Here is a 12,946-nt window from a genome sequence, read left to right on the forward strand (position 1 = left end):
TTTTGTTATGATTTATTATTTATTGTTGATATATACTTGTTTCGGTTGGTAGCTGTCTACGTTCAGAATCCATTTCCCATTATGCTCAGTAAAGCCCAATCTTTCATAATGATCTTTCACCATTTGGTTTTTGGAGGTAGGAAGATATTCTCCCAGAACATTTTTGAATCCGTGCTTTTTGGCAGTTTCCACAATGGTGTTCAGAGTAAAATCCTCCATTCCTCTTTTAAGGACACGGCAGCTCATCAGCCAGGTATCTATGAAAAGGGTTTCCGTATCTTTCTTTTCCAAAACAATAACACAGATCAGTCCATTGTCACCATATTTATCTTCCAGTGTGAAAGAAATAGTGTGATGCTCCTCAGAATTAATCAAGCTGTCAATATCCTGCTCCGTGTATCTCACCGTTCTTAAATTAAACTGGTTGGAACGCTGCGTGAGCTGTGAAACTCTTGGTTTTGAAAAGCTGTCGAAAGGTTTCACATCAGAAACCATATTCATACTTTTCAGGAAATCTTCCACATTGGTAAAACTGTCCAGATCGACTGCTCTCTGTGCTTCAACCTGATACTGTTTGGTTCGTTCAGCGTCATTCTCTGAGAAGCTGGATGTTTCAAAAAGATTCAGCCCGTATAGATATTCCAGATATTCTGCCGGATCTTCTGGTAGTTCGGGAACGCAGACTTCAGGAAGGTTTTCACGTACGATATTTCGTTCAAACGGATTGTCATCAAGAAACACCATGGAATCCAATCCTATATTAAGAATACTTTGGATCTTTCTGATATTATCCGCTTTATTATCCCAGTTAGCTACAAAAACCGCAATATCATTCAGCTTAAGGACCATATCGGGATGCTTTTCAAAAGGTTCTTTGGCCTTATCCTCATCATTCTTGCTGCAAACAGCCAAAATTACACCTCTTCTCTGAAGTGCCTTAATCCAGTGCTGAAACTCGGTGAACGCTTTTCCTATTCCCAAACTCCCTATCTGAATCTTTTCCAGGCCATCATCACCAATGATTCCACCCCATGTGGTATTATCCAGATCCAGAATTAGACATTTCTTAAACTTTCCTTCCAAAGAGGAAATAATACCGTTGATATGGTGGGCAACAATCGGGAGAGCATCCAGTGAAAGCACCATTTCTGTGTTTACATAGATATTTGGAGAGAACATGAAATTTCTTCCCCATTTATTCTGGATCGAAAGAAGATCTGCAATAAAGAAGTTGTCATTCTTGATCGCCAGTTCCGCCGAAAGCAGATAATTCAGTTTATTCAACTGAAAGACAAAGGACGATTCTACCTTATTGGAAAAGTTTCCGAAAATCTGATTATTGATCGCCGGAAAATTACAGTAGATCACCCTGCTTTTGGTTCTGTTCTGAATAGTGTGGTAAAGGTCCTCGATATAGGAAATCTTGGTGTCCGCAAAAGCAATCTGCGTATCATAGGATTTGTAATATTGGCTTAATAATTTATGAGAGGACTCAAAGATGATCGTATAATCTGCATTGAACTCATAATATTCTGAGGTAGGGTCTAAAATCTGCCGGGAAATCTGTCCGAAATCGGCTTCGAAAATTTCAAGTACGAAACCTTCATTCATAGCCGTTCCTTTCATAGCAATATTAAGAAACTGTGTAGCAGTATCGCCCAGTAATGCCACCTTAATCTTTTTAAGATGAGGGATGTCTCTGCGGAGTCCTTTTTTCAGTTCCGAAAACGTTTTGTACATGAATTTTTATTTTATTAAAATATGAATGTACCTGTTCTCAATGCTGCCAATTCCGGATTATGTCTTTTAAAGGCTTCCGTAAGTCCCGGATCTTTAGTATAGCTGCATACTGTATATGCTTTGAGAACATTCGCATTTTTTTTCATTGTGTTTGTTTTGTTGCAAAAATAAAGATTTTATCTGATATTTACTTTTCTAAGATAATCTCTAAGCGGTTTTTCAATAAACTGATAGAACAACATCGAAGTCATGATAAGTACCGCCAGATAAATCCAGAACACGCTGTTAATATCGAGTTTATAATTTTGCCATTTCAGAATTTCCCTCAGGATATACAAAACGGGGATATGGGTAATGTAAACCGCATAACTTACTTCACCCAGGTATTCCAGCGGCTTCAATTCCAAAATTTTTGTCACCCTTCCGTTATTCCATGAGATTAAAAGAATAAGCGGAATAAAAAGCACTGCCATAAGTCCGTTATGATAAAAAAGAGGGACAAAGATCAGCGAAAGCATCACAGCGGCAAAGACCAGAATTACAGGAATATCATAGTTTTTCTGCTTAAAATTATTCATAAAGAATAATCCGGCAAGGTTTCCCACTAAAAATTCGCTTATATGCATCAGCGGGAAATAATACAGAAACTCATGGCTTTCTGTATGTGGTCCTTTGTAGGATGGTGAAGCTTCATAAAGATGGGAGAATACCTGTGTAATGATCCACAGTACAATACCCGTCACCCAGATGCTTTTATTTTTTTTGGAGTAAAAATAATTGTACAGCACAGGAAAAATCAGATAAAACAAAAATTCCACTGAAATAGACCATCCCGGGAAATTCAGGATCATTGCTTTACCCGGAATCCAGCTCTGCAGCCCAAACAAATACAAAAAAACATTGATAATACTGAAATTTGAATATCTGGTGACCAGATAGAGCAGCAGCCCCACTACATATAACGGATATATCCTTGCGAACCTGTTTTTATAATATTCTAAATACCCAATTTTCTCTTTTTTATGATACGCTACAATCATAATAAAACCCGAAAGAATAAAAAAGTAGCTCACCCCAACGTTAGCTTTTAAAAAGACATTTGAAATATAATCTGTCTTATAAACAAACATATCTTTATTAAAATGAGAAATAACTATAGCTATAGCTGCAAGGAATCTGGTAAAGGTAATCTGGCTTATCTTCATTCACAAGAACTGTTCAACAGCTTTATAATAATAGTTAGTTAGAGATAAAATATTTAGAAGGCCTTTTAAAACATTTCCCCTCCCGTTATGAAAATATACGGTCGGGCAACATGAACAATATCGCCTTCTCTAAAAACTATTTGACAAAAACTCCGATATACTTCCCTTCATATTCCACAACCGTAGTTTCTATGTTATTTTTTTCACAGAAATCCTGGTAGGCAGAGTTGTCACCAATATCATCACTGATAAAGACACCTCCTTTTTTCAGATGTTTATATAGCTCATCATACGCCCACATTCTTCCGTTGTAACTTTTATCAGAATCATAATGGAGAACATCAAAAACTGAATTCTCAGCAAAAATCTTAGGTAGCGATTCTCTATCTGCAAAACGGAATAATTTCCAATTTTTCTTAAGATTCTGCGGCACAATGTAGCCTACGTATTGGTCTCCATCCTGAGCCAGGTAAGGCATATCTGAGCTGTACAATGTCCCCTCCCTTTTCGTAAGAGACAGAAGTGAGGCCAGCGATGACCACCCATATGCTACACCTGTTTCCACCACATGCTTTGCATTGGCAAATTCGCATGCATAATACATCAGCTCCAAAGCTCCGGGGCCACCCATTTTTACGGGGCACGCCTTTTCCTTTTGTTCTGCCGTTTCTAATACCTCTGCATAATCTGTACGAAAAGCATCTATGGTAAACCCGAACAGTCTTGAAACAGCCTCTGTCTGGGAAACGGCTTTTCCGGCAGCCCACGAATTTGTTTTTTCCTTTCCTTTAAAGGCATTACCTCTGTTGACTGTATTTTTAATTATTTTCCGGCCCAATTCCGGATAAAGATCGGGTCTTTTCAAATACCCTATAAATGTCTTGAGAACCCTTGTTATTTCACTCACTGTGTTGTATTTAATACCGCAAAAATAAATATTTTTTTCTCATTTATGTAAAAACAGATTATATTTGTGAGACCCAAGTGAAATAAAAAAAAATAAAAGCTCCCATATGCTCTACAATTTTTTCGAAAAAATATACAGAAGGCAGCAGCTTTCTATCCTGAAAAAGAACCCTAAAGTATTTTTTGAAAATATCAGATTGGGTATAGGAGGACGCTTCATTCTGGATAAGGATATAAAAAAAATAAGCATCGGAAAGTCTGTAGAATTTAGAAATTATACTTGTATTCTGGTGATGAAAGATGCTAACTTAGAGATAGGTGACCATTTTTTCATGAATAATTTCTGCTCGATCAACTGTCTGGAACATATTTCAATTGGTGAGAATACATTATTTGGTGAAAATGTCAAACTTTATGACCATAACCATACTTATGAGACCTCTCCGGCATTCAAGCTCCATCCGTCTAAATTTACCAAAGCTCCTATAAAAATAGGCAGCAACTGCTGGCTGGGAAGTAATGTTACAGTACTGAAAGGTGTTACGATAGGTGACAACTGCATTATCGGAGCAGGATGTACCATATATAAAGATGTTCCTGCCAATACGCAGGTTATCAATAAGCAGGATTTAATATTCAACTCTCTTTAAATTCAATTGAAATCATCGCTAATTTGCTCATAGTACTTATATCTTGTAATTCAGACTGCTGACCCATACCTAATAAAAACTGGGATAAAAAACTTCCATTACTTTACAGAAATTGTCAGGGAATATCAAGGGAACAGAAACTAATTTTAAAACAAAAAAATGAAATTTTCTATATTGGTCGCTCATTATAACAACGCAACTTTTTTCAGAGAGTGTTTTGAAAGTATTATAAAACAAACATACACCAACTGGGAAGTAATTATTGTAGATGACTACTCATCAGAATCAGAAAAAAATGAGTTGAAAGAATTAATTGCCGGTGATCATCGTTTTGTTCTGTTTGAAAATGAAAAAAACCGGGGTGTGGGGTACACTAAAAAAAGATGTGTAGAACTCGCTACCGGTGATATCTGTGGATTTGTAGATCCTGATGATGCTCTAACTCCCGATGCCCTGGAAGAAAGTATAAAGATATATTCGGACAGTAAAATAGTTGCAACGTACTCACAATTTTATATATGCGATGAAAATCTTGCTATCAATAAGCTGTTTCCCTATTCTAAAAAAATAAAGAACGGAAGAAAAACTTTTTTCAATATACAATTTGATATTGCTCATTTTTTCACTTTTAGAAAAGAAATTTATCATACTACAGAAGGGATAGACGAAACACTTACTTCATCTGTAGACCAGGATTTATACTTAAAACTGTATGAAAAAGGGAATCTATTTTATATAAATAAAAGTCTTTACTTATACAGAATTCATACAAATGGGGTTTCTCAAGACAAAAAGAAAAAAGGAAAACTGCATACAAACTGGCACATCGTATTATACAATACCCTTAAAAGAAGACAAATTCAAATGCTTTACAATAAGGATATCAACACCATTGAATCTCTTCCAAAATTTATCTTTGATAAACAAAATACATTAATTTCAAAAATTTTAAGAAAAATATCATGTCTGAAAATCAGAAAATAAAAGTCCTTTTCAGACACCGTTCCATGGAGATGGGCGGCGTAGAAAAAGTGATTCTCAGTATTCTCAATAATCTCAATCCTGAAAAATTTGATATAACAGTATGTCTGAATATGAATCAGGGTGAGCTTAGAAATGAATTCCCGGAACATGTTAAAAAAATATATTTTACTGACGGAAAGGAAGATCTATCAAAAAATCCATTGATCCTTAGGCTCCAATTGATTCGCAGGAGACTGAAGCTTTCCCGCACCCTGAAAAACAATAAAATCTCTGACCATCTCTTAGGGAATGAAAAATTCAATATTGAGGTTGCTCCTACTTATTCAGCATTTTCATCTGTTATCAATTCCAGCAACATAGCCTCTAAGAAATTAGGCTGGTTTCACTCTGAAATCAATTTGCCTAAGCTACAGCCACTGGTTCCTGAGATTCTGGACAATTTTCAACAATTTGACCATATGATTTACTGTTCGCAAAAAATCAAGGACCTGATGCACAAATATTATCCGGAGCTAAAGTATCCTGAAGAAAGTGTAGTGATCAATGCTATTCCTATTGAAGAAATCAAGAGAAAAGCACAGGAAAAAATAGAACCTCTTCCTCAGGGCCCTGTTTTTGTTTCTGTAGGGCGCCTTCACGATAGAAAAGGGTACCACAAGCTTATTGATGCCCACAAAAAATTAATTGATGAAGGTTTCCACCATAATATTATCGTTATAGGCAGCGGTGAAGAAATGAAAAACCTTACCGAGCAGATCCGGATGAATAATGTTCAGGATACGTTCATCTTAAGCGGTAATAAGATGAATCCTTATCCTTATGTAAAAAATGCGGATTATTTCATTCTGCCTTCCGAATCTGAAGCGTGGCCGCTGGTCATCGCTGAAGCTTTAATACTTCAGAAACCTATTATTGCCACCGATACGGGAGATGTAGGAGTGATGATCAAAGACCGAGAAACCGGTTACCTCATCAATTATGAAACGAATGAGATGTATGCTGCCATGAAGACTTTTCTTACAGACCCTGAGCTTATTGCCCGGATCAGAAAAAATCTGGAAACCATAGAGGACCAGTTTGATAATCAGAAAATTTTTAATGCAGTGGAAGGAATTCTTGAAAATCTTTACAAAAAAAATTAATGGGCGGAATATCCTCCGGCCACCACAAGATTCGAGCCTGTAACCCACTTTGAAGCATCCGAAAGCAGGAAAATACATGCGTTGGCTACATTTTCAGGCTGCCCTATTCCCAGCGGATGCTTTTTAAGAATATCTTTTACGGCGTCTTCACCTATGTTTTCAAACATTTTTAATCAGTTCTTCAAGATTTGCAGCATTGGTAATATCCGCAATAATGGTTTTTGCTTTGGTATCCGGACCCAGCATAGATACTGTTTTCTGCAACTCTTCCTGGTTTCTGGCAATGAGAATAAGATCTGCTCCGCTCTTGCTGCATTCTGCAGAACAGCTTCTCCCGATACCGGAAGAAGCGCCTGTAATAAGAATTATTTTATCTTTTAAAGAAAACTGATTCACTAATCTTCGAAGTTTTCTTGACCAATAATATTCATGAGATCAGAAACAGTCTCTATATCTTTAAAATAATTTGCATCAATTTTCTTATCGAAACTTTCATCAACAAAAGCAATTACAGAAAGCAGGCTGATGGAATCATAACTTTCCAGCTGTCTCAGGTTTGTTTCAATTGTTAATGCTTCTTTTTCTTCTAATTCTTCTTGCAATTTCTCTAAAAAAACGGATGTCTTCATATATTATTATTTTACCAATTTATACTACTTCTCTAAATATTCAGCACGGTTGCTCCCCAGGAATATCCCACACCAAAACCGGCCATCAATACCCTGTCGCCATCTTTCACTATTCCTTTATCCATCATATCTTTCAGGGCAATGGGAATGGTTGCGGAAACTGTATTTCCTGTGTTCTCCATATCTATATAAAACTTTTCTGCCGGTATTTTGGTTTTCTTCCTTAAATAATTCAGCATAAAAGAATTGGCCTGATGAAAAACAAAATGATCAACATCTTCCATCGTCAGCCCATTTTTTTCTAAAGTTTCTCTTACCAATCCCGGAATATTTTCAATAGTAAAATTAAAAATTTCAGGTCCGTTCATGTAAAGGTTCTCCGGATCAAAATCATGTTCAGGATTAAGTTCAAAATCTTTTTTGAAAGCTCCCTTCTTTACAATGAGATTTTCAGCGCCACTTCCGTCTGTACCAAGGCAGAACTGATAATCCCTGGCATTTTCATCCTTCTCCACAATTACAGAGGCTGATGCATCCCCGAATATGCTTCGGTTGGCCTTATCTTTTGGATTGATATGCTTTGTATAAGTTTCTGATGTGATTAATAAAATACTTTTCGCAATACCGGCTGCTACTAATCCTTTAGCAAAAGCCAGTCCATAAATGAATCCGGAGCACCCAAGATTAAAATCCATTGCTCCGATATTCCTTCTAAGGCCCAATCTGTCCTGAAGAATACAGGCAGTAGTGGGAAGAAAATAATCCGGGCTTTGGGTACAAAAGAGGATAAAATCTACCCTTCTCCTATCATAATTCACGAAAAGTTTTTCTGAAGATTTTACAGCAAGTTCCAGAACAGTTTCTTTGTCTGAAGAAATATGACGCTGTCTGATCCCTACTTTTTCATGAATCCTATCAGAACTCCAGTCAGGAAATTCTTTCTCAAGATCCTCATTGGTAAGAATCTTATCGGGCAAATAATATTCTATTTTGGAAACTTTTATCATAGAAATTCTTTTTCTTTGTAAAAATAAAAAACAAAATTCACAATAATGATGCTCCTATTCAGAATCATATTGAAAATCCGTTCCCTATATGAAGACATGGTGAAAAATGCTGCAATAAAAGTAGCAATACATCAGGGTATGAAAGTTGGTGACAATTTGTATGTTCAAGGTATTCCAAACTTTGGTTCAGAATGTTTCCTTATAGAAATGGGTGATAATGTAACAATTGCAGAAAGTGTTTCGTTCATCAATCACGGCGGAGATGGCCGGGTAACCAAAAGAATTGAAAAATATAAAAACGGAAGAACTTTCGGAAGAATAAAAATCGGCAACAATACCTTTATTGGAAAAGGAACTATTCTTTTGCCCGGGGTTTCTATTGGAAGCAATTGTATTATAGGCTCATTAAGTGTTGTCAGCAGTTCTATTCCTGATAATTCAGTTTATGCAGGAGCTCCTGCAAAATTCATCTGTACAATTGAGCAATATGGGGAAAAATTATTGGCAAACAACACGGTTTACCCTTTAGAATTAGAAGCAGATCGATCTGCTTTAGAAAAATACCTCATCAAAAATCTCCCTCACAATTATAAACCTGTAAAAAAATAAATGTCACAAAAAAAGAAAGTCCTTATTCGTATAGGTTCTCTCCGGCATGGCGGCGCAGAAAAAGTTCTCATCAACTTTCTCAAAAACCTTCCTGAAGACAAGTATGAAATAGACCTGCTGATCAATCTTTATACAGGAATGTATATCAAAGAGGTTCCGTCATGGGTCAACCTGCAATATCTTCTTAAAGGTGAGATGATTACCACCAACAGACCTCACGAAATTCCTGTGAAAGCATGCAGGGTACTCTATCAGAAACTATTTCTTTGGTTTCCGGCTCTTCTTTACCGGTTTATTCTGAAAAACAAAAAATACGACGTAGAAATAGCAGCTATCCACGGAATGTACAGAGAACTTCTTTCCAGTCCTCAAAAGGATTCAAAAAAAATCATCTGGATACAGAACGATATTTTTAATCTGAAAGAATATACACCAGATGTGATCAGACAGCTTTTCAGGTTTGACAGGATACTGGTTATTTCTAACAAGCTTAAAGAGGAAATGCAGAAAGCTTCACAAAATGAAAGAGAAAAACAGGCGGTTATTAAAATTTATAACCCAATAGATAAGGATGACACTCTAAATAAAGCAAATACAGCCATCAATGACTATCCTTTTTCAAATACTATTCCCACTTTTATTACTATTGGAACTGTTTATCCCCAGAAAGGCTATGACAGGCTTCTGGAAGTACATAAAAAACTGATTGATGAGGGGCTGACGCATCAAATCATCATTATTGGTGATGGCTTTGATTTTGAGAATATTCAGACCAAACTTAATCAGTTGGGGCTTCAGGAAACTGTAAAAATGCTCGGCTTCAGAAGTAATCCTTACCCTTATCTGAAAAGGGCTGATTTTTATGTGATGTCTTCAAGACATGAAGGCTTCCCTACCATTATCGCGGAAGCTTTGATCTTGAATAAACCAATTGTATCTACAGATGTTTCCGGAATAAAAGACCTTCTTCAGGAAGGAAAACTGGGCGTCATTACTCCAAATTCTGAGGATGGGATTTATGACGGAATGAAAAAACTTTTGACCAGCAAGGAGCTCGCCACTCACTATGAAAAAGAAATTGCAACGACTGATTTGCCCTTTGTTCTACAGAAATCTGTAGCACAACTTCAGGAAATCATTGATGAATTATAAAAAACTTAAAATGGATTACACTGTTATACAAAAAGATTTTTACAGGGAAAGCGGAAAATGGCTCTCTTTATTCGGGATCTGGAAAAAATGTATTAATCCGAATCTGCATTTCATCTATGTTTTAAGGAAGGCTCAGGAGTACAGCAAAAAGCCTGTTTTAGGGATGTTCTGGAAATTTGTCCTCAGACATTATCAAATAAAATACGGCTATCAGATTTATCCCGAAACGGAAATTGGAGAAGGGTTTTACTTAGGCCACTGGGGAAGTTTAGTGATCAATCCTAAAGCTAAAATAGGTAAAAACTGCAATATCGCGCAAGGCGTTACGATCGGCCAACAAAACAGAGGCAAGCTTCAAGGTTTCCCTACAATTTGTGATGAAGTATGGATAGGAGCCAATGCTGTAATCGTGGGTGGAATTACTATTGGAAGCAATGTTTTAATTGCACCCAATTCGTATGTCAATTTTGATGTTCCTGCCAATTCTGTGGTAGTTGGAAATCCCGGAACAATTTACCCGACAGAAAGAGCCACAGAGGCTTATATCAATAATAAAATATAAAAATCCGTGCTATAAATTTATAAATCTATATAACATTTTCCTTAAAAATTAATTTCCCTATTGTAGGAAAATATTTTTTAATCGACTTTTGTTAAAGGAATTTTTAAAAATAAGGCTTTGTCTTAAATTTTAATCTTTCCAAAAAAACACAACCCATAAAAACTCACCTTCTAAGCGTAACCCAGTTTTCTATATTACCTCATTTTTTATTATTCCCTAAACCCATACTTCAAGAATCTGATTTAAACCAAAAGGTAATCTTACATAAGAAAACAGTAAATAGCCAGAGTGTTCGGGGTAAATACTGATCAGCTCTTCTATCATTTTGGAACCACAAAGATGACGATTCCCAATATTATAATATCTATCAGAAACGTAAATAAAAATGAAACTGAAGTTTGAAATTTTATGAAAACTTTACTGCCCGGATATTCAGTTCTTCTCTTCTTATTTTCAAAAAATCCTGAGGACGAATACCATTCTGCTCATAGAAGATATTGGAAAAACTTTGTCTGTTACTAAACCCGCAAGCTTCTGCAATATCCTCAATAGAATATTTCGCCCAATTCCTATCATTACATATCTTTTCTGTAGCGTACCCTATCCTTAGTTTATTAATATAGGTATTAAAGTTACTTTGCTTAAATTCGTTGATATATTGTGAAAGATAAGAAGTATTGGTTTCAAAATCTGAAGCAAGCTTTCCTGCGGTTAATCCTTTTTCAAGAAATCCATTACACTTCTCAAATTCAGAGAAATTTTGTTTTAATTTTTTGAGTAGTTTTGAATCCATTTTGGAAGTTCTTTCTTTGCTGGCTTTCTCTTTAGGAAAATCAATATTGTTGATTTTAGTGAGAAGCTCCTCGTATTTTCGCTGTACTTCTTTTTTGCTTTTCGATCGGTAATATAAAACAGATCCCAGAATCAAAATTAATACGCCACTTACTATAAGGAGATACTTTCCATAAGAATTTGTATGCTCCAAATTTGCTTTTGCCTCCAATAATGCTTTCTCATCATAATCTTTATGTATCCGTGTAGACAGATATTTGAAATCATTTGAAATTAATTTATCCGCTTTTAAGAGTTGTCTGGTGTAGTATAATTCCTGTTTCGGGTCATTATATTTTTTGTAATAGTTAATAAGTTCCTCAAAATTTTTCCGCAATTCCGGAAGGATAAAATGATGCTTGTTGAAAATAGAATCCACTTTCCTGTAATTTTCCAAAGCCAGTTGTTCCTTACCCTGTTTTTGAAAGCTTTGACCTTTGTAAAAATAAATTACGGAGATCCAGGTAAAATCATTTATTTTAATTAATTCCGGAAGAGCAAGATCAAAACTTCTGATCGCATGATCATATTTTTTCTGATGGAAATCGGAGATACCTTTAGCTTTTTCAAAATAGCTTTTTTCCAGATAGAAAGATTTGTCTTTTGGTATTTTATTCAGACCTTCATTTATTAATTTTTGGACTTCCTTATCTTTTCCAAAAGACTGATAACAGATGATTATCTGGTGTAGCGTATTAAGATAACCTTTCTGATTATTATAGATGAGATTGGGGTGGATATTCGCTTTTGTATTGGCTTCAAAATAGTTTAAGCATTGCTGGAAAATTGCCATGGCTTCCTGATAATATCCCAAATAGCTTTTTACAACCCCTACATGATACAGATTTTCATATTTCAAATATTGGTCTTTAGCATTTTTGGTGTATTCATATCCTTTTAGATATTCATCCAAAGCAGGCTGGAATTTTCTGTAATTAAAATAGTAGATAACTCCTTTATTCATATAGGAGTTACCGATAAGATCTTCATTTTTTGACAGTTTTGCAGCTGCAATTGAGCTATCGGCATATTTCAGTTTTTTGTCCGGTGAGAATAATATAGCATCCTTATAAATTTGATAGAGTTCGGCATAGTTTTTTTCTTTTTTGGCAGTAGATATTGCCAGATTGACAAAGACAAACGCCCGGGTATCGTTTTCATCATATTCCCAATATTTATTTCGCAATTTCGAATAGAAATCTTGCGCTTGCAAAACTGTGGTTAGGAAAAATAAGAAAAATCCTATTTTTTTTTGGATCATTTGCGTGTTTTTATAAAAAGTAAGCCAAAAATAAAGAAAAAAACTACTGATTAGATGAGATAGTTTGAAATTAATTACATTCTTTTTAAAAAAAATAACAAATTAATAATCAATTACTTACCAGAGGTCAATGTAAAGATTTATAAATTTTTACATCAGGATTCATAAATCTGCCCTACAATTTCTTGGATGCATTGCTTCACCATCTTACCTTAGCAATGTAAAAATTCAAAATTTATGGACATAAAATTTTGTTAAACCATTTAAT

15 protein-coding genes are annotated in these 12,946 nt (G+C 35.4%); 6 read left to right on the top strand and 9 right to left on the bottom strand.

What is annotated here, in order from left to right:
• Positions 1-15: 15 nt before the first annotated feature.
• From DRF60_RS00445 to DRF60_RS00455, 4 genes are all read right to left on the bottom strand, one after another.
• Complete coding sequence (locus DRF60_RS00445) at positions 16-1,740, bottom strand: HAD-IIIC family phosphatase (protein WP_116010166.1); 1,725 nt, start codon at positions 1,738-1,740, stop codon at positions 16-18.
• Between the two features lie 14 nt (positions 1,741-1,754).
• Entirely contained in the window at positions 1,755-1,886 is a 132-nt protein-coding gene (locus tag DRF60_RS21695; protein WP_262510850.1) for a hypothetical protein, read from the bottom strand.
• A gap of 30 nt (positions 1,887-1,916) precedes the next feature.
• Positions 1,917-2,945, bottom strand: coding sequence for an acyltransferase family protein (locus DRF60_RS00450; RefSeq protein ID WP_116010167.1), 1,029 nt, complete (start codon positions 2,943-2,945; stop codon positions 1,917-1,919).
• Between the two features lie 136 nt (positions 2,946-3,081).
• A complete protein-coding gene (locus DRF60_RS00455; RefSeq protein WP_116010168.1) occupies positions 3,082-3,852 on the bottom strand; it encodes a class I SAM-dependent methyltransferase in 771 nt (256 codons plus the stop codon).
• Positions 3,853-3,958: 106 nt separating this feature from the next.
• Between DRF60_RS00455 and DRF60_RS00460 the strand changes: the two genes are divergently transcribed.
• The 3 genes from DRF60_RS00460 (at position 3,959) to DRF60_RS00470 (ending at position 6,627) form a co-directional block, all read left to right on the top strand.
• Positions 3,959-4,501 carry an acyltransferase gene (locus DRF60_RS00460; protein WP_116010169.1) on the top strand — a complete coding sequence of 181 codons (543 nt, stop codon included), beginning with the start codon at positions 3,959-3,961 and terminating at the stop codon, positions 4,499-4,501.
• 159 nt (positions 4,502-4,660) lie between these two features.
• The gene (locus DRF60_RS00465; protein WP_116010170.1) at positions 4,661-5,485 is read left to right on the top strand and encodes a glycosyltransferase family 2 protein; all 825 of its coding nucleotides are present in this window, start codon (positions 4,661-4,663) and stop codon (positions 5,483-5,485) included.
• Positions 5,464-6,627: a glycosyltransferase gene (locus DRF60_RS00470; RefSeq protein ID WP_116010171.1), complete on the top strand. Its 1,164-nt coding sequence runs from the start codon at positions 5,464-5,466 to the stop codon at positions 6,625-6,627. The genes DRF60_RS00465 and DRF60_RS00470 overlap by 22 nt, the downstream gene beginning before the upstream one ends.
• Here DRF60_RS00470 and DRF60_RS21475 read toward each other — a convergent pair.
• Genes DRF60_RS21475 through DRF60_RS00485 form a run of 4 tightly spaced genes read right to left on the bottom strand, consistent with a single transcriptional unit; the run spans position 6,624 to position 8,263 of the window.
• The gene (locus DRF60_RS21475) at positions 6,624-6,794 is read right to left on the bottom strand and encodes an SDR family oxidoreductase (RefSeq protein WP_238639940.1); all 171 of its coding nucleotides are present in this window, start codon (positions 6,792-6,794) and stop codon (positions 6,624-6,626) included. The genes DRF60_RS00470 and DRF60_RS21475 overlap by 4 nt on opposite strands.
• Positions 6,787-7,023: an SDR family NAD(P)-dependent oxidoreductase gene (locus DRF60_RS21480; protein ID WP_238639941.1), complete on the bottom strand. Its 237-nt coding sequence runs from the start codon at positions 7,021-7,023 to the stop codon at positions 6,787-6,789. Before DRF60_RS21480 ends, DRF60_RS21475 begins: the two co-directional genes overlap by 8 nt.
• Entirely contained in the window at positions 7,023-7,256 is a 234-nt protein-coding gene (locus tag DRF60_RS00480) for a hypothetical protein (RefSeq protein ID WP_116010172.1), read from the bottom strand. The genes DRF60_RS21480 and DRF60_RS00480 overlap by 1 nt, the downstream gene beginning before the upstream one ends.
• 32 nt (positions 7,257-7,288) lie before the next feature.
• A complete protein-coding gene (locus DRF60_RS00485; protein ID WP_116010173.1) occupies positions 7,289-8,263 on the bottom strand; it encodes a ketoacyl-ACP synthase III in 975 nt (324 codons plus the stop codon).
• Between the two features lie 45 nt (positions 8,264-8,308).
• On the opposite strand from DRF60_RS00485, the gene DRF60_RS00490 reads away from it, so the two are divergent.
• The 3 genes from DRF60_RS00490 to DRF60_RS00500 are packed head-to-tail and all read left to right on the top strand — an operon-like array spanning position 8,309 to position 10,586.
• Positions 8,309-8,872, top strand: coding sequence for an acyltransferase (locus tag DRF60_RS00490; protein ID WP_116010174.1), 564 nt, complete (start codon positions 8,309-8,311; stop codon positions 8,870-8,872).
• Positions 8,873-10,024 (top strand): glycosyltransferase, encoded by a 1,152-nt coding sequence (locus tag DRF60_RS00495; RefSeq protein WP_116010175.1) that lies wholly within the window; start codon positions 8,873-8,875, stop codon positions 10,022-10,024. It begins immediately after the preceding gene.
• Between the two features lie 10 nt (positions 10,025-10,034).
• Positions 10,035-10,586, top strand: coding sequence for a serine acetyltransferase (locus DRF60_RS00500; protein ID WP_116010518.1), 552 nt, complete (start codon positions 10,035-10,037; stop codon positions 10,584-10,586).
• A 406-nt stretch (positions 10,587-10,992) separates the two neighbouring features.
• On the opposite strand, the gene DRF60_RS00505 is transcribed toward DRF60_RS00500, so the two are convergent.
• On the bottom strand, positions 10,993-12,678 hold the full coding sequence (locus tag DRF60_RS00505) for a helix-turn-helix domain-containing protein (protein ID WP_116010176.1): 1,686 nt from the start codon (positions 12,676-12,678) through the stop codon (positions 10,993-10,995).
• Positions 12,679-12,946 lie beyond the last annotated feature (268 nt).

Source organism: Chryseobacterium elymi, assembly GCF_003385495.1.
In the GTDB taxonomy this organism is placed as follows: domain Bacteria; phylum Bacteroidota; class Bacteroidia; order Flavobacteriales; family Weeksellaceae; genus Chryseobacterium; species Chryseobacterium elymi.

What these genes read in the sequence shown, in the direction of transcription:
- DRF60_RS00445 (WP_116010166.1), bottom strand. Translation starts at nt 1,740, where the DNA reads ATGTACAAAACGTTTTCGGAACTGAAAAAAGGACTCCGCAGAGACATC.
- DRF60_RS21695 (WP_262510850.1), bottom strand. Translation starts at nt 1,886, where the DNA reads ATGAAAAAAAATGCGAATGTTCTCAAAGCATATACAGTATGCAGCTAT.
- DRF60_RS00450 (WP_116010167.1), bottom strand. Translation starts at nt 2,945, where the DNA reads ATGAAGATAAGCCAGATTACCTTTACCAGATTCCTTGCAGCTATAGCT.
- DRF60_RS00460 (WP_116010169.1), top strand. Translation starts at nt 3,959, where the DNA reads ATGCTCTACAATTTTTTCGAAAAAATATACAGAAGGCAGCAGCTTTCT.
- DRF60_RS00465 (WP_116010170.1), top strand. Translation starts at nt 4,661, where the DNA reads ATGAAATTTTCTATATTGGTCGCTCATTATAACAACGCAACTTTTTTC.
- DRF60_RS00470 (WP_116010171.1), top strand. Translation starts at nt 5,464, where the DNA reads ATGTCTGAAAATCAGAAAATAAAAGTCCTTTTCAGACACCGTTCCATG.
- DRF60_RS21475 (WP_238639940.1), bottom strand. Translation starts at nt 6,794, where the DNA reads ATGTTTGAAAACATAGGTGAAGACGCCGTAAAAGATATTCTTAAAAAG.
- DRF60_RS00480 (WP_116010172.1), bottom strand. Translation starts at nt 7,256, where the DNA reads ATGAAGACATCCGTTTTTTTAGAGAAATTGCAAGAAGAATTAGAAGAA.
- DRF60_RS00485 (WP_116010173.1), bottom strand. Translation starts at nt 8,263, where the DNA reads ATGATAAAAGTTTCCAAAATAGAATATTATTTGCCCGATAAGATTCTT.
- DRF60_RS00490 (WP_116010174.1), top strand. Translation starts at nt 8,309, where the DNA reads ATGATGCTCCTATTCAGAATCATATTGAAAATCCGTTCCCTATATGAA.
- DRF60_RS00495 (WP_116010175.1), top strand. Translation starts at nt 8,873, where the DNA reads ATGTCACAAAAAAAGAAAGTCCTTATTCGTATAGGTTCTCTCCGGCAT.
- DRF60_RS00500 (WP_116010518.1), top strand. Translation starts at nt 10,035, where the DNA reads ATGGATTACACTGTTATACAAAAAGATTTTTACAGGGAAAGCGGAAAA.
- DRF60_RS00505 (WP_116010176.1), bottom strand. Translation starts at nt 12,678, where the DNA reads ATGATCCAAAAAAAAATAGGATTTTTCTTATTTTTCCTAACCACAGTT.